Annotated in this window: 17 protein-coding genes and 1 tRNA gene; 6 read left to right on the forward strand and 12 right to left on the reverse strand. The window is 60.5% G+C overall.

Annotation, left to right across the window (positions count from 1 at the left end; all coding sequences use genetic code 11):
- Positions 1-143: 143 nt before the first annotated feature.
- Complete coding sequence (locus tag GOB93_RS09125; RefSeq protein WP_173583198.1) at positions 144-1,142, reverse strand: isopenicillin N synthase family dioxygenase; 999 nt, start codon at positions 1,140-1,142, stop codon at positions 144-146.
- 453 nt (positions 1,143-1,595) lie between these two features.
- Here GOB93_RS09125 and GOB93_RS09130 point away from each other — a divergent pair, with 453 nt between their 5' ends.
- Positions 1,596-2,258 (forward strand): fused DSP-PTPase phosphatase/NAD kinase-like protein, encoded by a 663-nt coding sequence (locus GOB93_RS09130; protein ID WP_173583199.1) that lies wholly within the window; start codon positions 1,596-1,598, stop codon positions 2,256-2,258.
- 115 nt (positions 2,259-2,373) lie between these two features.
- On the opposite strand, the gene GOB93_RS21160 is transcribed toward GOB93_RS09130, so the two are convergent.
- Both GOB93_RS21160 and GOB93_RS09140 read right to left on the reverse strand, forming a co-directional pair.
- Complete coding sequence (locus tag GOB93_RS21160; RefSeq protein ID WP_198912682.1) at positions 2,374-2,889, reverse strand: hypothetical protein; 516 nt, start codon at positions 2,887-2,889, stop codon at positions 2,374-2,376.
- Positions 2,890-2,916: 27 nt separating this feature from the next.
- Complete coding sequence (locus tag GOB93_RS09140) at positions 2,917-3,318, reverse strand: hypothetical protein (RefSeq protein WP_173583200.1); 402 nt, start codon at positions 3,316-3,318, stop codon at positions 2,917-2,919.
- A gap of 506 nt (positions 3,319-3,824) precedes the next feature.
- On the opposite strand from GOB93_RS09140, the gene GOB93_RS09145 reads away from it, so the two are divergent.
- Complete coding sequence (locus tag GOB93_RS09145; protein WP_173583201.1) at positions 3,825-4,289, forward strand: hypothetical protein; 465 nt, start codon at positions 3,825-3,827, stop codon at positions 4,287-4,289.
- A 185-nt stretch (positions 4,290-4,474) separates the two neighbouring features.
- Here the strand turns inward: GOB93_RS09145 and GOB93_RS09150 are convergent, their stop codons facing one another.
- The 3 genes from GOB93_RS09150 to GOB93_RS09160 all read right to left on the reverse strand — a co-directional run bounded on the left by GOB93_RS09150 (position 4,475) and on the right by GOB93_RS09160 (position 8,172).
- Positions 4,475-5,626, reverse strand: a complete 1,152-nt coding sequence (locus GOB93_RS09150; RefSeq protein ID WP_173583202.1) for an MFS transporter — start codon at positions 5,624-5,626, stop codon at positions 4,475-4,477.
- Positions 5,627-5,875: 249 nt separating this feature from the next.
- Positions 5,876-7,363, reverse strand: a complete 1,488-nt coding sequence (locus GOB93_RS09155; RefSeq protein ID WP_408742378.1) for an AI-2E family transporter — start codon at positions 7,361-7,363, stop codon at positions 5,876-5,878.
- Positions 7,364-7,569: 206 nt separating this feature from the next.
- A complete protein-coding gene (locus GOB93_RS09160; RefSeq protein ID WP_173583203.1) occupies positions 7,570-8,172 on the reverse strand; it encodes an NUDIX domain-containing protein in 603 nt (200 codons plus the stop codon).
- 336 nt (positions 8,173-8,508) lie between these two features.
- Between GOB93_RS09160 and GOB93_RS09165 the strand changes: the two genes are divergently transcribed.
- From GOB93_RS09165 to GOB93_RS09180, 4 genes are all read left to right on the forward strand, one after another.
- A complete protein-coding gene (locus GOB93_RS09165; protein WP_173583204.1) occupies positions 8,509-9,717 on the forward strand; it encodes an MFS transporter in 1,209 nt (402 codons plus the stop codon).
- 136 nt (positions 9,718-9,853) lie between these two features.
- Positions 9,854-10,447, forward strand: a complete 594-nt coding sequence (locus GOB93_RS09170) for an LOG family protein (RefSeq protein ID WP_173583205.1) — start codon at positions 9,854-9,856, stop codon at positions 10,445-10,447.
- A 128-nt stretch (positions 10,448-10,575) separates the two neighbouring features.
- Positions 10,576-10,652: transfer RNA gene (locus GOB93_RS09175), tRNA-Pro, on the forward strand.
- Between the two features lie 327 nt (positions 10,653-10,979).
- Complete coding sequence (locus GOB93_RS09180; protein WP_173583206.1) at positions 10,980-11,726, forward strand: hypothetical protein; 747 nt, start codon at positions 10,980-10,982, stop codon at positions 11,724-11,726.
- 48 nt (positions 11,727-11,774) lie between these two features.
- On the opposite strand, the gene GOB93_RS09185 is transcribed toward GOB93_RS09180, so the two are convergent.
- The 6 genes from GOB93_RS09185 to GOB93_RS09210 form a co-directional block, all read right to left on the reverse strand.
- Positions 11,775-12,500: a transglycosylase SLT domain-containing protein gene (locus GOB93_RS09185; RefSeq protein WP_173583207.1), complete on the reverse strand. Its 726-nt coding sequence runs from the start codon at positions 12,498-12,500 to the stop codon at positions 11,775-11,777.
- An 82-nt stretch (positions 12,501-12,582) separates the two neighbouring features.
- The gene (locus tag GOB93_RS09190; RefSeq protein ID WP_242010671.1) at positions 12,583-13,323 is read right to left on the reverse strand and encodes a methyltransferase family protein; all 741 of its coding nucleotides are present in this window, start codon (positions 13,321-13,323) and stop codon (positions 12,583-12,585) included.
- Positions 13,324-13,996: 673 nt separating this feature from the next.
- Positions 13,997-14,719 (reverse strand): pyridoxine 5'-phosphate synthase, encoded by a 723-nt coding sequence (locus GOB93_RS09195; protein ID WP_173583209.1) that lies wholly within the window; start codon positions 14,717-14,719, stop codon positions 13,997-13,999.
- A gap of 597 nt (positions 14,720-15,316) precedes the next feature.
- Entirely contained in the window at positions 15,317-15,511 is a 195-nt protein-coding gene (locus GOB93_RS09200) for a hypothetical protein (RefSeq protein ID WP_173583210.1), read from the reverse strand.
- Between the two features lie 16 nt (positions 15,512-15,527).
- A complete protein-coding gene (locus GOB93_RS09205) occupies positions 15,528-16,676 on the reverse strand; it encodes an acyl-CoA dehydrogenase family protein (RefSeq protein ID WP_173583211.1) in 1,149 nt (382 codons plus the stop codon).
- Positions 16,677-16,833: 157 nt separating this feature from the next.
- Positions 16,834-17,745: an aliphatic sulfonate ABC transporter substrate-binding protein gene (locus GOB93_RS09210; RefSeq protein ID WP_242010657.1), complete on the reverse strand. Its 912-nt coding sequence runs from the start codon at positions 17,743-17,745 to the stop codon at positions 16,834-16,836.
- Positions 17,746-17,934 lie beyond the last annotated feature (189 nt).

The following is a 17,934-nucleotide window of genomic DNA, read 5'->3' on the forward strand; positions in this document are numbered from 1 at the left end:
CTTTGCGACAGGTTTTTGATAAAAAACAATAAAAGTTTTTGGGTGCCGCCTTTTTCCAAAAAGGCTGCGTTCCCTGAAGCTTTCTGAAAAAATCCTCACCAGAAACTTCTCTATAATTAAAGGGAAATTTCACGAGAAGGCTCTCATGTCTGTGACGGCTGGGTGGAGCGAAATTTATCGCGCAGATAGCGGCCGGAACGCACCGGACCGAATGCCGCAGGCCGATCCGGCGTGACACATGAAGAGAACGGCACGATTTCCGCGTTCCAGTCCGGCTGCTGAAAAAAGGCCAGAGACTGACGGGGTGTATCGTGATCGCATCCGGCCTCGCGTACGACGCGGTGAACGGTCGACGCCCAGCGGCCATTGGTCCATCGCGCCATCAGATCGCCGATATTGATCACGAAAGCGCCCGGCGGCGCCATAACATCGACCCAGCTTCCATCCGGAGCGAGAACCTGAAGGCCCGCGCCTCCCGCCTGCGGCAACAGAATGGTAAGCGTGCCGTAATCCGAATGCGCACCGGCCCTGACAGATGATTCCTGCCGCCCGGTCCCGACGGCGGGATAATTCAGCGCCCGAAGCGCGCTTACCGGAGCCGTAAAAAATTCCCTGAAATAACCGGAAGGCAAAGTCAGTGCATGGGCGAACACCGTCATGATTCGCGCGGCAAGCTGCTCCATCGCTATATACCAGGCGTGCCACGTACTGCGGAAAGCCTCCGGCTGCTCCGGCCACGGCACCGGCGCGAAGCAGAAGGCGGTTTCCTCCGGATCAGCGCCAGGAGCACGAAAAGGACCACAGCTGAACGTCTCTTTCCTGTCCGGCTGCTGCTCCGTGTCCGTATCCGGAACACCGTCCCGCGAGCGGGCCAGATATTCGCTGCCCAGACGCTGGTAGCCATAAGGACCGCCCGGCACAGGCGAGATCACATCGAGTTTGCGGGCCTCAGGCAGAGCAAAGAACTGCTTCGTGACCTCCCACATCGCGTCGCTCAGAGCGGCCGGAACGCCGTGACCGGAGATAAAGAGGAAACCGCATTGCCGGCAGGCGTCATCAACCCCGGCGGCAAGACGGGCGCGACCGGCATCCGTGGCGGCTTCAAACACCGACAGATCGAGTTCAGGAATGACGTGCTTCATGTCTGCGACAGTCTCCGCGGCCATGGTTCAGGGAGCGGTGCGCCTCCCCAGGAGGCGCTCCCCGTGAGGCGGGCCGGCGGGAGTGTGTCAGGTCGGTGCGATATTGCAACATCTATCTGAATGGTCAGGTTCCGGGAACCGAATGGCAGCCGCACCGGCCGAAACCCTGCCGGAGACCTTCCATCGGACAGCACGCTACCGGATGCGGACCATGCGTACGAAACCGCAATTGACGAAGCGGGCAGCGGGTGGGACATATCGCGCGTCCGTTTTCTGTGGCGTCTGTGTATTTTGCGGACAGATATGGAGCAGTCTTCCGGGGCATCGCCCCGCAGCCCGCAAAGGGACATAACCCCTTTGACCCTGGTTTCTTAATTCAGGGATGAGGGAGCGGAATCATCCCCCGCGCCTGTCTGCGAGACAGACAGACGCCTTTCTTCCAGGAGTTTGCGTGTGTTTCAGGGAAGTCTCGCCACGGCGAGGGGCCGCAGACGGGCCTGGGTGGACAGCCTGTTTGTCGATCACGCGATTTTCCGCCTGGTCTGGACGAATTTCCACGCCGTGATTCCGGGAAAAGTCTATCGCTGCAACCACCCGACGCCACGACGGCTCGCCTGGGCGGTCCGCCGGTTCGGGCTGAAGACGCTGGTGAATCTCCGCGGCCACCGGAAATGCGGCTCGGACGCGCTGTCGCGAAACGCCGCCGGACAGGTCGGCCTCGCCCATGTGGATATGGCCTTCGAGAGCCGGGGCGCTCCGCACCGGGATCGGATTTTACGGTTTGCATCCCTGTACCACTCGATCGCGTTCCCGATGCTGATGCACTGCAAGTCCGGAGCCGACCGGGCCGGTCTGGCTTCGGGCCTGGTAATCCTGTTCGAAGGCGGTACAGCAGACGAGGCGCTGAAGCAGCTTTCCTGGCGGTACGGGCATTTCAATCACTCACGCACCGGAATTCTGGATGCGTTCTTCATGCGCTACCGCATAGAAGCGGAAGGGCGGATTCCGTTTCTGGAATGGGTGGAGCATCATTACGATGAAGTTGCGCTGAAGCAGGATTTCGTGGCGGGAAAACTGGCCTCGTTCGTAAACGATCAGGTCCTGCGGCGAGAGTGAACAGCACCTGAAACGCCGCGCCTTCTCCGGCAATCCACAATTAAATATCTGATAAAAATTAAACATTTCCGGGTGCCGCCTTTTTCTAAAAAGGCGGCATCTTCTCTTTGATTTATCAGGACATTCCACGATCAGGCTTCTGAAACGACCCTTCGGATTCGCGACAGGACCCTGAGCAAAGACGGACCAACGCGGCCCCCGCCGCCATCCCGGGCACCAGAGCGACATAGATCAGCGCCATGTCACGCCTGCTGAACACCAGTTCCCAGCCGGGCGTGAAACGCTTCGGCGTGGCGCCATAATCTGCAACGACCGCGACCGGACCCAGCGCGGCGGTGACAGACAGAAACCGGCTCCACGACGGATTTCCGCCTCCCAGGGCTTTTTCATACAATGCGGCCCAGAAAACGATAGCGCCGGCACTGGTGAGAAAACCCGTAGCGGTATGGGTCAGATCCGCCGTGCGCACTTCCGCGGCCTTATCCCCTTTCAGCCAGTGGGCCGTGCAGTTCAGGCCGGACCAGGGACTGCCGGTGCGTTTCGCGGACAGCAGCATCAGGGCGATGGTGGACGTGACGGTGCCCCCGGCAGCAGAGGCGGCGACACGGGTCAGAAAGCCTGGCGCACTCATGGAATACTCCCCCTGCAAAACCGAACGTCAGAACAGGATCAGACTCATCAGTCCGCCAATGATCCCCATGGTCCAGAAGACAGTCAGAACAACACGATGGCGGATGGTTCTCTGACCGAGCACACGCATCAGCGGGTCCGGCTCTTCGGGACCGCGGGTGCGTGTCGTGGCGAGACGGGCGGTGCGATCGCGGTCATCGACATGGACGGTGGCCATCCATGTCTGGCGAAAAAGGCCGATATCCTCACGACGCCAGAGGGTTTTCGAACGGATTTTCAGCGAAGGCGGCCCGCATCGAAGCGCGATAAGGGCCAGCATCATACGGTTGCTGATCCCGAGTTCGCGGGCGGCCTCCTGCCTGTCGAGCAGTGATTTTTCCGGAAAGAGGAACACGCTGCTGACATCAGCCGGCTCGAAAACATCATTCATGTCCGCTCCTCCCCGACAGCTCCGGTTTCTTTACGTCCCGGCTGCGCTTTTGTTGCTCTGCCCCGTGCAAATAGTCTGACTCGTCCCATATCATCACTGGCTGATACTGAAGATCCACGACAAACCTTTGGAAAAACAATAAAAGTTTCCGGGGGTCGCCTTTTTTAAAAAAGGCGGTGTCTTCTGAAGCTTCCCTGAAAATCTCCTTATAATTTAAAGAGTATTTCACAGAAAAGCTTTTGAAACAGTCTCAGAGCAGGGCTCTGCCCTGCACCCGGAAGGGGTCGCGAACCCCTTCACCCCATTGTGTTCGGCAGACCGGAACCTCAGGAAACCGTGTCCCCTTAAGAAGGCATGAGGCAAAGGTCCGAAACCCCGGTTCCGGCGTTCCGGAACCAGACCCGCCTGAAAGAAACATGGCAGGCCCTTCAAAAACAGGCTTGCACTCAGCGCAGCGACTCAAAATCATCGGTTCACCGACAGATGCAAAGCGCATGGAGGCGACGTTGAATACTCGTCCGGATAAAAACGCGGTTTCGTCCCACAGACCAGACTGGCACGACGAAGGAGGCCACGTGGCCGTCTGGCTGACTTCGGAAGACGGAGAAAAGCGCGTTCTGAGACTTGACCGTGAAGATGCGGACTTCATCCGGAAAGTCTCCGGAGACGGACAGTTCCTGACACTCGTAAAGCAGGGCCATTATGGCGAGAAAGCCGTCGTCCTCCGTTCACCCGCGCTTCATGTCCCCCAGACGACGGATGCAGACCAGGGCATCTCCGCTGGCCATCTGCTCACCGGAGAGCATGTAAAAGGACGCTATCTGCACTTCATCAATCAGGATCACAATGATCTCTGCCGGAGTAATCTGCAGTGGGACTGGCCCGATCGCAATCCGCGATATGAACCGATCGACTGGACCCTCGCTGAAAAACAGCGTCAGGCATTTCTCGCTGACGGAGGCAGTCAGTAAGCTTTTTTCTGAAGGCTTCAGGGAACGCCGCCTTTTTGAAAAAAGGCGGCACCTAAAAACTTTTTTTATCAGGCCCTTATCGTGAAGCCCTTTTGGTCCCGGCTAAGGCAAAACAAATAACCAGGCCTCCCCATCTGAATCCCTGCGCTCCCTTCCCCGAATCAGCCGGAAATCCGCGCCTGCACTCAGGCATCCGGCGCAAGCCGGCCACGAGACGACAGAAGAACCAGCCCGACACCCAGCCCGGCCAGAACAAGGCCCAGAGCGGAGACGGTGGTGTAACCAAAACCAGAAGAGAGAACCGCGCCTCCGATGGCCGCGCCAAGAGCATTGCCGAGATTGAAAGCACCGATATTGACGGAGGACGCAAGACCGGGCGCCTCATGGGCGGCCAGCATGGTCCGCATCTGCAGGGCGGGCATGATGGAAAAGCTGGCAATGCCCCAGAGCAGAACGCCGGTCAGCGCACCAGCCGTCGTCCGGGCGGCAAAGGGAAAGGCCAGCATGATGAGGCCGAGAACCGGAAAGAAAACAAGCAGTGTGCCAGTGAGAGACCGGTCAGCCGCCCGGCCGCCGACAGCATTCCCGATGCTGAAACCAACACCGATAAGCATAAGAGCGACGGTGATGATCGCCGGGCTGGCGTGCGTGATCGTCTCCAGCATGGGCGCGATATAAGTATAAAGCTCGAACATCGCGCCGGCGCCGATGACAGTCAGACCGAGCGCCATGAGAACATTGGGACGGGTCATGACCCTCAGCTCAGCCATGGCATTGGGCCTCGGCCCCGCTTCGGCCAGCGGCAGGGCGGCGGTGAGAGAGACGGCGGCGACAATGCCAAGCACGGAGATGGCCGCGAAGGCCTCCCGCCAGCCCAGCGTATCGCCAAGCCATGTAGCGGCCGGCACACCGACAATATTGGCAATCGTCAGCCCCATGAACATGGTGGCGACAGCACTGCCGCGACGGGAGCGATCAACAAGACTGGCGGCCTCGACAGCACCGAGACCGAAAAAGGCGCCATGCGCGAAGCTGGTGAGAACACGGGCAAGCAGAAGCTGCAGATAGGAGCCGCTCGCAGCAGCGGCGAGATTGCCGGCCGTATAAAGCAGCATCAGTCCGATCAGGGCATATTTGCGCGGATAGCGGGCCAGCAGAAGCGTAATGACCGGCGCACCGCCCATGACGCCAAAGGCATAGGCACTGATCAGCCCGCCAGCCCTGGGCACGCTGACATCGACCCCCTGCGCAAGGACAGGCAGCAGGCCCATGGGGGTAAATTCCGTCACACCGATCGCGAAAGCGCCGACTGCGAGAGCGATCAGGGCTGTATTCATCCGGGAGTCTGGCCTTCTGTATCTGTCACGGTTCTGTCCATGTGACAGAGTAGTCCGTTACGGCGTCAGAACACAGACGGAAGGAGACGATTTGCCGGCAAATCGTCTTTACGGCGTGAACAGCGGCCCTCCGGCTGCCCCGCGAAAGCCAGAGACCACCTGGCTCAGGCAAAGGTCCACGGTAATCGCTTCAGACATCCCTCCCACCACTCACAGATCACGAGCCGACATGCTCAGAAGCCGGCGTATCTACAGATCATGATCGTGCGGCGGATACACCGGACGCATATTCACAGCCGGAAGATGGCGGCCAGGACCGCCGATGATATGGCCGATCGGAGTCAGACTGTCGACATGGTCGCAGACGATCTTGAGCACAGCGAGCATGGGCACAGAAAGAAAAGCCCCGGTGATCCCCCACATCCAGTCCCAGAACATGAGCGAGCCCATCACGAGAACAGGGTTTAACGTGAAACGCCGCGCCAGCAGCATCGGGGTGATGGTTTCACCTTCGAGCAGATGAATGCAGAGATAGATGGCCGGGGCGGCGAGCGCCTGCATGACAGAAGGAAAAGCCAGCAGGCCGACAAAGAAATAGAGCACGATGCCGGTAAACGGACCGATGATCGGAATATAATTCAGAGCGAAAGCAGCAACGCCCCAGAGAAGCGGATTTGGAATCCCGACAAGCCAGCACTGAATGAAATTCGCGACACCGACGAGCACGTTCATCATGGTGATCGTGGCGAGATAGACGGAAATATTGCGCTCGATGCGGGAAGCGATCTGCACGGCGCGGCGCTTGTCGTTGAAGGTCGGCATGATTTCGACGAAGCGGCGCAGCAGGCTGTCTCCCTGGGCGAGAAGAAAGAACAGCATGATGAAGAAGGTGAAGAGCTGACCGACAAAAGTCCGGGTGCCGGACAGAAGAGCCGACCCGATCGGCGCAACGCCGGCGGTAATCGGGGCCAGCGGAGCCTGCGGGGCATGATCGCCCGCCGCCACGCTGAGAAGGTTCTGAACCCGGAAATTGGTTGATTCAATGAGCTGCATGGGACCGCGCAGAATGGAGAGCTTGACCTGGGCGGCGGCAATGTCCTGCGGCAGACTGGCCAGCCAGCCCGCGGCCGGCACCGAAACAGCCATGGCAATCGCCCCGAACACGCCGAACATGGTGAGAATGAGCAGCAGGGCAACAATCGTTTTCGGCAGACGGAACCAGTGCGTGACCATCCTGACGGGCGCAACGAGCATCAGATTGGTCACGACAGCCATGACCATCGGCAGGACAATCTCGGCCGCGACCCTCAGCGTGTAGAAAACAGCCAGAACAGTGAGAATCAGCAGGCAGATCTGGGTGATACTCAGCCGGGTCCGCTGCACAGCGGCATGCATCCGCGCCTGCTGCTGACGCTCCGCCTCAACCTCATCCGCCGGACTGGCGGAAAGAACGGAAGGAGACGAGGTTTTCCGGAATTCGCCAGTTGCCGATGCTCTGACCGCCGATGCGCCGGCCGTCGAGGAGCCGGTCGCCGAAACACTCCCCGTCGAAGCACCGGATGCCGGTGAACTGACTGACGAGGCACTGTCCGCCGACGCTCCGGATACCGATGCCCCGGACACGGACGCACCGCCGGCCAGCATACTCCCTGCCAGTGCGCTCCCTGCTCCGGGACCTGTCGCGTCGCCCTGCATCTCCGCCCGTCCCTCTGCCCCGGCCTGCCCCGGCTCCCGCAATCCTGCGATCCGGCGCTGCGCAACGTGCCATCAGGAAACGTGACCGTCACGTCCGCTCTGAGGTAAAACCAGACACGATGCCGTGGACCGTGCTGTCAATTCAGCCCTGCCCTGCCGTTCGGTAAAAGCGGACCTGACATGCCGGAATGGTCGACAGGACCGCCCGCACAGCAGAACCCGGCCGGAAAACCCGGAACAGTCTCTATTCAGATCAGACCGCGTGACCCGATCATCGCGAAAACAGCAAGAGTCACCATGCAGGTGATCTCGTTATCGCGGATCATGCGCTTCACTTCCGTCAGCGGCAGCGTGTGACAGGTGATGTCTTCTTCAGTGGATTCCAGGTCGTTCGGCCCCTGGGTGAGCCCGGTGGCGAGATAGACATGACCGCGCTGCGTCGAATAACCGGCCCCCTGCCAGGTGATGCCGATATGCTGCATCGTGTCGGCGATCAGACCGGTCTCCTCACGGAGCTCACCGGCGGCAACCTCGTCCGGATGCGCGTCCGGCCGGGTTTCCCACATGCCCATCGGCAGTTCCCACATGCGCCGCCGGACAGGATACCGGAACTGACGGATCAGGGTGACGGTTTTCTCGCCGTCCTTTTCACCCAGCGGCAGAATGACGACAAAGTCGCCGCGCTCGACAATGCCGTAAAGTCCATCCTGACCATTGGGACGACGGATGATGTCCTCACGCAGCTTTGTCCACGGATTTTCATAGGCAATACGGGTTGAAAGTGTGACATAGCCGCCATCGTCAGGCTCATCTGCAGCCTTTTCTGCTTTCGTTGCGTTCTGTTCTGTCATGGGGGCCGGTTTCCCTTGTTCTGCGGTGCTGTGTGTTCAGAGATATGGGATTTCGGCGGATTGTGAAACAATCGGGACCAGCACACGCCGGCGAAGCGAACGGCTCCATGGCCGCCGGTCCGCTGACAGACAACATGACGGGCAGTATGGCAGGCAATATGACGGGCGGAAATACAGGATCTTCACCGGATTTCAGCCCGTCTCCCTTACCGCGTTCCGCCCTCTGATGCGGGCCGCGTCTTCCCGTGTCGCTTTTCTGTCTGTGATTCGGCAGGTGGCAGGCGCACAGCTGTACGCTATCACCCCGGAGCCTGATGCTGCCCGGAGTTGCCTTTCATGACCGAGATATCCAGGCGGATATCTGAAACGACCTCCTCCGCCACGTTACGCATTCTTCCGATCGTCCTGTTCAATCTCATCTGTTACATCGTCATCGGTCTCGAAATGGCGGTCGTGCCGCTGTTCGTGCACCGCGTGCTCGGATACGGCACCGTGCTCGCGGGGTTCGCGGTCTCGGCACAGTATCTGGCGACACTGGCGACGCGCACCTGGGCCGGCAACCGCATCGACACGACAGGCGCGCGGGGCGTCGTCGTCACCGGCCTGCTGGTCGGCGGCCTGTCCAGCCTCCTGCTGGTGGCGGCGGCCCAGACAACCTCCATGCCGCTGCTCTCCCTGCTGCTGGTGCTGGGCGGACGGTTCCTGCTGGGCTTCAGCGAAAGCTGGGTCGCGGTCGGCGTCATCATCTGGAACATCTACCGGGCCGGCGCGGAAAGGACCGCGCTCGTCATCTCGCTGAACGGCGTGACCTCCTACGGCGGAATCGCGCTCGGCGCGCCGATCGCCACGATGATCTTCGCCCAGGGAGGTCTCCTGGGCGGTCTGACAGGCGTCGGTCTGCTGGCGAGCCTCATCATGCTGGTCTGCGTTCCGCTGGCCGCACGCCACGAAACGACAGAACCCGCGCCAAAAACGAGGGCGCCGTCCTTCATGGAAGTCATCCGGGCGGTGATGCCGTTCGGGCTGGCCCTGGCCGCCGGCTCCATCGGCTTCGGCGCCATCGCGTCCTGCCTGGCGCTGTATTTCGACGCGGAACAGTGGAGCGGCGCGGCCACGGCACTGGCGCTGTTCGGCATCCTGTTCGTGATGACGCGGTTCTTCTTCTCGCACATGATCGGACGCATCGGCGGCGCCAGAGTGGCGATGATCTCGATGGCGGTCGAGGCTCTTGGCCTGTTCACACTGGCCTGGGGCCACATGCCGGTAATGGCCAATGTCGGTGCGGCCCTGACGGGAATCGGATTCTCACTGGTGTTTCCCGCCCTGGGCGTCGAGGCGGTGGGGCGTCTGGGACCGGCCAATCGCGGCTCGGCCCTGGGCGGATTTTCCGTGTTTCTGGATCTGGCGATCGGCGTATCCGGGCCAGGACTGGGTATGATCATCCCCCTCTGGGGCTTTCCCACGCTGTTCGTCGTCGCGGCGCTGTTCTCCGTGCTCGGCGTGGCCCTGAGCTGGATTCTGAAACCGAAGCGGAAGAAAGTCTGAAACCGTTTTTCCGCCCCCCGAAACGGGTTGGCGGAACGGTCTGTCCCTGTATCATGGCAGCACAGCCGCACCGGTTCGTGCCGAGGCATGAGCCGGCGTGCCTGTCTGTGTCCGTTTTTCAGGAGGCCGTTCATTCATGTCTGCCCAAATCGCGGCTGTCGCCGTTTTCTGCGGTTCCCGTTTCGGCAATCTGCCGGCCTATCGCGAAGCGGCGGAAGCAATGGGCGCCGGTCTCGCCCGGGCCGGAATTCATCTGATCTACGGCGGCGGATATGTCGGGCTGATGGGCGCCGTCGCCGACGCAGCCATCGCGGCCGGCGGCACCGTAACGGGCATCATCCCCGAATTTCTCGAAGCACGGGAAGTCATGCACCGGGGGATCACCACCCTAGTCGTCACCACCTCGATGCACACCCGCAAGCAGCGCATGTTCGCGGACGCCGACGCGTTCGCGATTCTGCCCGGCGGGTTCGGCACCTTCGATGAGATGATGGAGATCATCACCTGGAAGCAGCTGCAGCTTCACGCCAAGCCGATTCTGATCGTCAACGTGGCGAACTGGGCCGCCCCGGCGATCGCGATGCTGGATGCCGCCGTGGCGCAGGGCTTCGCCTCACCCGAAGCCCGCGCCCTGGTCAGGGTCGTCCCGGATGTGCCCGCCGCCCTTGCCGCGATCGCCGGCACGGAACGCAGCACAATGGAAAAAGAAGGCTCGGTCGCACGTCTCTGAGACCCGGACAGGGGGGAAGACCAGCCTGTTCGCACCCCGGTCCACAGGTCTGTTCAGAAGCAGTAAAGGATTTTCCTTCCCCCCTCTTGCCGCGGAGAACGATGGGCGGTATGAGCGCTCCACCCCATCGGAGTGTAGCTCAGCCTGGTAGAGCACTGTGTTCGGGTCGCAGGGGCCGGAGGTTCGAATCCTCTCACTCCGACCATGGGGGTCTCTGACCCGAAAATCGCCGTTGTGAAACAGACGATCCGTCGCGAAATGACCCGGCGCGGCGCGCGGGGCTGTTCTGCGTCTGCGTCCTGCATTGTTACGCAACGGGACAAAATGCCCTTTTCCAGGCGTTATTCGGTCATAAACAGGTTATGAGTCATCGTCAGGGTGACGATTGCCGGATCCGTTCCCATATGAACGACAGGATACGATGCGGCGATCCGGCGCGGACGCTGTATGGTCGTGTCGTCCGGATTGTGATTCACCTGGCCGCAGATATCTGTACGATCTGACGCCGGATTTCGGCTTCGGGAGAAGCGCCATGAGAGCGAACCGTTTTAAACTCTTGTCCTCCGTGCTGACCGTCATGCTCGCCGTTGATCTCGCAGGGCCGGCCTTCGCGCATGGCGGTGGTGGCGGTGGAGGCGGCCACGGTGGCGGCGGGTTCGGCGGCGGCGGCGGTGGATTCCACGGCGGTGGCGGTTTTGGTGGCGGCGGGTTCCGTGGTGGCGGACCCGGCGGCGGGGGCTTCCGTGGCGGCTATGGCGGTGGCGGGTTCCGCGGTGGTCCCGGCTGGGGTGGCGGATACCGTGGCGGTGGCTGGGGCGGCGGATGGGGCGGTCGCGGCTGGGGATGGGGCGGTTACGGCGGATGGGGCTGGGGTGGCCCAGGCTGGGGATGGGGCGGCTATCCCGGCTATTATGGCTGGGGCGGTTATCCATACTGGGGCGGTTACGGCGGCTGGGGCTGGGGCTGGGGCTGGGGCGCGCCCTTCGCGTTCGGCTCGCTTCTCGGCCTGGCCGCAGGTGCCGCCGTCGGATCGGCCTATTCGGGTGACGGGTATTATGACGGCGGCTATGGCGGGTACGCGCAGCCTTATTACGGCTATTCTCAGGGCTATTCGCAGCCCATGCCGGCTCAGAATTATTACCCGCAGTCTTCCTATCCGCAGCAGACTTACCCTGCCGGAACGGGTTACGTGCCGAATGCGTCGCAGGGCAGCAATGTCGTGACCTGCTCGGCAGGACTGTATTTCAACCGGCTGACGCAGAGCTGCGACCGGCCCTGACCCTGCTCCTGATCCGGCGCTGACCGGAGCGGTATGACGCCGCTCCGGTCAGGTCGTGGTCCGACGCATCCGGCGATGCCGGGTAACATGCCCGCGCGTCCCCGGCAGATCCGCCACCGGCTCGAAAACAGTCAGTCCATACCCGCTCGCGGCGGCGGCCCAGAGCTGCCCGGCATATCGCCGGCGGGCCGCCATCCGTTCCGGCCGTGTCATCGGCCCCGCGCCCGGAATCCGGACCGGAAGGACACCCGGCAGATTTTCATAGGTCCGGAAAACATCCGACGCATAACGCGTTCCCTCTTCCGAAGCCGCATGATAGCGGGCGACGGCTGAACGCCAGTTCCCCGTCACGGCATGCAGGCTGCGAAGAAACTGCCCGGCAGCGGCGGCATTAATCAGCGGATCGAAGCTGCTTTCAACCGACGCGAACGTCTTCGGATGCCAGCCGAGATTGATCTGAAAGCACCCCACATCGACCCGCGGACGGGCACCAAAAGCCCCGGAATGCAGCATGGCCTGCACCGCATCCACCGCGAAATCGACCCTGGCGAACAGGATCGGCGTACCGCCGACATCGACGGCGAGCGGATGATTGCCACTTTCAACATGACCAATGGCCGCCAGAAGCCCCTGCGGAATGTCGAGTGCGTGTTCCACAATAGCGGCCGCACGCTCGCAGGTCATGGGAGCCGGCGCGGCCCGCGCTGTCAGAGGCAGAAAGAAACAGACTGCCGACAGAAACGCCGGAACGGATGGCGGAAACGAAAAGCCCATCAGGCCGACTTAGAAGAGACCCGTTACGGGCCGGTTAAAACGTCCACAAACCTGGTAACAGCAGACCGCTCATCTGCCCGACTCAGCCAGTAAAAAAGCATCCGACGATAAATCTTCGAGACTGTTTCAAAAGCCTGCCCATGAAAAACCTCTGGTTAATTATAAAGAAGTTTTTGATGAAGCTTTTTTCAGAAAGCTTCGGAAGACGCCACGGAACATCCGCTTTCATGGCCTGGTAAAGCGGGTCCCGTGTCAGGATACGCTCCTCCGCGTGAATCCGTACGACCAGAAGTATCCAGACCAGAGCATAAAGCATAACGTTCCATGACGTGAAACAGGACAACAGAAAACCAACCTGATTCAGCATGTAACCGGCATAGATCGGGTGGCGCACCAGCCGGTAAGGACCGCCGCGTCTGACTCCGCGATTGGCCGCCACGAGCCCAAAGCTGCGTCCGAGAAACAGCTTGGCCGAAACCTGCAGAGCCAGGCCGGTCAGCATAAGGAAACCGCACCAGGTGACAGGAATAAGGGCGTGTCCCGGGGAAGCCGCCACCAGAGTGGGAGCCACCGTCGCCACCAGACCGGCAAGCCAGTCGCCGGCACGGTCCGATATAGTAATGGCTCGTCGTCTTATCAGGATAAAAGCAGCAGGCAGACCTTCGGACAGGAGCAGGAGCACTGACAACACGGACCAGACATGCCCCGCAGCAGGCGCCATGCGGGCAATCATCAGGGCAAAGAAAGCAACCACGACGACTTTTTCCGTCAGGGCCGGGCAGAAACGCCACAGAGAGCGAAAAACGTCCGTCCGCTGAACCATTGCGCTCACGTCTTTTGTCACCTTTTCCAGGAAAGATCAGAGTCAGGTCCGGCGAATGCGTTTCCAGAGCACCGATCTCAGCGTGACGTTTCAACGCTGACACGCCGGAAAGTGTCACGCCCCGGCGTCAGCCGCGCTTCAGATTACGGAATGTAACTTTACAATGGTTATTTACGTCTTAACTGTTATGTTACGAGATAGGAACCGAACCACAGCCCTGCGCCGTGTGCTCCATTTATTTCCAGGGCTCCCCACGAAGCCTCTCGTCAATTACGAAAAAGTTTACCGGTAAGATTTTTTTCGGAAACCCTCCGGGAGCATCGCCTTTTAAAAAAGGGCACCCAAAAAACCTTTTATTTTTTCAAAGCTTTATAGAAAAACGCCCTCTGATCGTGGCTGAGGCAAACAGATGGCCTGAGCTCAAAAAACATGACACCATCAGTTCATCATGAAATTTTTTGTGCATTGAAAGCTTCCGAACCAACCTCTTAACAAACCGGGATCAAAGGGACCGCGTCCCTTTGCGGGTTTCAGGGCAGAGCCCTGAAAAGCCACTGCGCCCGTATCTGCAAAGTATACAAACCCCTTTATTTCAACAAGATCGAAGCAAAACGACCGCCCTCCTCGCAAGGCACAGACACCCCGAATACCGCCCCAACTGTGGAATAAGTTGTCAGACGCTCCGGGCAACCGTCATCAGCCGCCGCATTTCCTGAACAGTCGGGCCAAGACCATCGAATATCGCCTGACCGATAAGAAAATGACCAATATTCAGCTCAGCAATTTCCGAAATGGCCGCAACGGGCGCGACATTGCCGAAGCTGAGACCGTGGCCGGCATGAACTTCCAGCCCCAGAGCGGCAGCCTGGGCCGCGGCGGCTTTCAGGCGGCCGAGTTCGCCGTCGGCACCCAGAGCATAAGCCCCGGTATGGAGTTCGACGACAGCGGTTCCGACAGAGGCGGCAGCGCTGATCTGAAGCGGGTCCGGATCGATAAAGAGAGAAACACGAATACCCTTGCTGCTGAGCGCGCGGACAACAGGACCCAGCCAGTCAGTCTGCCCCGCAACATCGAGTCCGCCTTCAGTGGTGACCTCCTCACGACGCTCAGGAACAATACAGCAGGCATGAGGACGGAGATCGCGGGCAATGGCGACCATCTCGTCCGTCGCCGCCATTTCCATGTTGAGCGGCGCACGGATTTCGGCGCGAAGACGGGCAAGATCCTCATCGCGGATATGACGGCGATCTTCACGAAGATGGGCCGTAATGCCATCGGCGCCCGATCGCAGCGCGAGAAGAGCCGCCTCGACCGGATCGGGGTTCGCGCCGCCACGCGCATTGCGCAGAGTAGCGACGTGATCAATGTTAACACCAAGACGGGGCGGGACGGTCATGCGGACTCTCCTTTTTGCGAAGAAGTCTAAACCTATCCTGCGCAGGGCGGAAATTCAGTGCAGAAAACGTGTTCCCCCCGAAAGCAGGAAGCAGCAGAACACCTCCGCCCCCGGCCGGGTTTTTACTCAATATCCGGCAATAAGGCGTTTATTTATTCCATAAGTATCAGGGCAGATTTTCGGGGCTTTGCCCCGAACCCCACAAGGGGACATAGCCCCTTTGATCCCGATCTGTTACACTGAAAACCCCGGCAACAGGGGAACGCCCTGTTGCCCGAGCCGCAATAAACACCAGGAAAAGCGGAAACGAAGCAGCGTTACGCTATCTCATACTCTCCGCGCATCCCCAGACCCATCATAAATATAACGCCGATCTGACACAGCATATCAAAGGCAACAGCCGTAAACCACGCACCATTTGACCCAAGAAGAATGTTCACGAGCATCATGGCGAGAATAAAAACCCACATACCCATCGACGTTACCCTGTCTGTTGAACTGATCCCGCTACATTCGCAGAAGAAATCCAGGCACGCCTTGATATGAGTCAAGTATTACAGACCATCACCTCAAAACGAAATCAGACTACGCCTCTCGTCACATGGGCCGATACAGTCCCCAGAAATCAGGACCAGCCCTGCCAACACCACCCTTCAGGCCATCAGCATTTTCCGCCAGAAACCACATCTCCACCGCCCGGACCCATATCGTGCGCGCCAGCCAGTCTTTCGCCCCGGACAGGACGCCGGACACTGTATTCTTCACAGCCTCACAAAGCGCCCGAACTGTCACCAGTCAGAAACACTCCCTACCCCTCCAGCGCCGCCCGTCCCGCCCCCTCCAGCACAACATCCGCCTGCGGTGTATGAATGCGCCCGCACAGAACGTTCCGGTAATGCCGCTCCAGCGGATTGTCCTGACTCAACCCCGGATTCCCCGTCACCGCAACGGCCAGGGAAACAGCCGCAATCGCATTGTCCGTCACAAGACGCCTGATCTGCCCGGCCTCAACGCCGCCAGGAAATCCCGCCTCCTCCCGGCTCAGCGCCCGCTCAATCAGCGCTTCATTCGCGAGCAAAAGCCCGTCTGTCTCCCCAAGAACAGTGTGAAATCGTGGCAAAGTCGAGAGAGGACGCCCCAGCGCGGACGGGACCCGGGTTTTGAGAAAGGACACCAGCCAGTCGCGCCCCGACCGGGCAACCGCGTCATAAAGCGCCGCCACGACAACCGCATGCCACGTGGCCAGTATCGCCGGCTCCGGACTCGCCGCCCCGTACGGAACCAGACTGACAAGATACCGTTCCGGCACAGCCACGTTCTCAAAGACAAACGTGTCACTGCCCGTTGCGCGCATCCCAAGCTGATGCCAGCTTTTTTCTATTCTGACACCCGGCAGATCAAGAGGCACCAGAACCTGACCGACACGCGGCTGCTCCTCATCCGTAGCAGCCCACACAACGCCCCATTTCAACGCGGAAGAGCCGGTCGAGAAAATCTTCCGTCCGTTTAATCGCCAGACACCATCAGTATGTTTTATCCGCGTCGCCGGAATGCCACCCCTGGCCGGCGTCCCGAGATCCGGCTCGACACGCAGAGCGTTAATCAGCGCTCCGTCCCGGACAATCGACGTGAACACCTCATCTTTTACACCATCCGCCCAGACGGGAGACCGGGCGATCGCGCCGGACTGAAGATACTGCATGGCGAGAATCAGCGCCGTCGAAGGGTCTCCCCCGGCAATCTTCGAGACAATCCGCACAACCTCCCGAAGCCCGATCTCCGCGCCCCCTTTCGCGCGCGGCAAAGCGAGAGACAGCAACCCCGCTTCCCGAAGCTCGTCGATGTTATCAAAACCGATCTCACCTGAACGGTCATATCCGGCCGCCCGCGCCGCAAAACGCCCGATCATCTCATCCGGCACGTCCGTTCTGACGCCACCCGCCTGCGATCCGTCCATCACAGATCCTCCTCCGCTTGCCTGACCTGACACGATAACCGGAATGACGCCAGCCAGAGCGCCGCCCGACCATCCGAAAACACCCTCCGCAAACCGGGACCAGTCACCCGCCAGCGCATCATCCCGTCAACAGAAGCACCCATCACGCTCCCGCCGCTCACGGCAACGGTCCCCCGACCGCCTCCACCCTGTCAAACGCCTGCGATACCGGCATGGACGATGTAATGAGCCCGGCCTCCCGGCAGGTTTCCACCGTCGTTCTTTCCGCATCCTCCACCGCCTCGCTGACAGGCACCGGTGATGCGATCAGCTGTCGCGCCACCGATGACGCAACCTCTTCCGGCAGACCGGTCTGCTGCGCCAGAATACGGGCGTATTCCTCCGGATGCGCGCGACCCCATACATAAGCCCGGCTGACCCGGCCGTAAAAATCCGCCAGCAGAGCCCGCCTGTCGCGAAGCGCCGTCACCGTCGCCACCAGAAAGCTGTTATTCGGCATCAGACCCGCCGCATCCGCCACAACATGTCCATGGCGGCCAGCCGTTTCCAGAGAGACATACGGCTCCCATGTCGACCAGGCGTCAACGCGGCCCGTATCCAGTGCCGCTTTGGCCTGAGCCGGCTGGAGAAACACAATCCGTGGCGCGGGCGCGGGAATGGCCCCCGTCCCGATGAGCCGCAGCAACAGCAGATGACCCACAGACCCGCGCCCGGTCGCAATCCGCTTTCCGGAAAGCTGCGCCGCCGAGGTGATGGCCGACCCTGACGGCGCCACCACCGCCGTGGCATGACCGCCGCCACGCGGCGGAACCACATAGACCGCCTTCACAGGAAGACCCGCCCCCCAGGCGAAGAAAAACGGACTGTCTCCGGCAATCCCGGTATCGACCGCACCGGCCCCCAGAGCCTGCAGAAGCGGCGCCGCGGCCTCGAACTCAACCCAGCGGATTCTGTAAGGAAGATCGCGGTTCGCCCCGGACGCTTCAAAAACAGCCTTCTGCTGCCCTTTCTGATCCGCCACGACAAGTTCGTCCTGCGCCCGCGCCGCAAAACCGGAACTCAGAAACAAGACAGAGACCGTCAGGAGACTCAGAAAGAGCCCCGGTCGGCAATATAAAACAGAACGCATGACCACACAGCTTTCAGAGCATCTGCGGATATCTTCCGGTCCTGTTCTCAGGAGACAGAAAGACACCCGCCCGCAGGTCAGCATCCGCCATCGCGCCGCGCAATTAAATCACGCAAAACTATGACATGA

This window comes from Acetobacter musti, from assembly GCF_011516835.1.
GTDB lineage: Bacteria > Pseudomonadota > Alphaproteobacteria > Acetobacterales > Acetobacteraceae > Acetobacter > Acetobacter musti.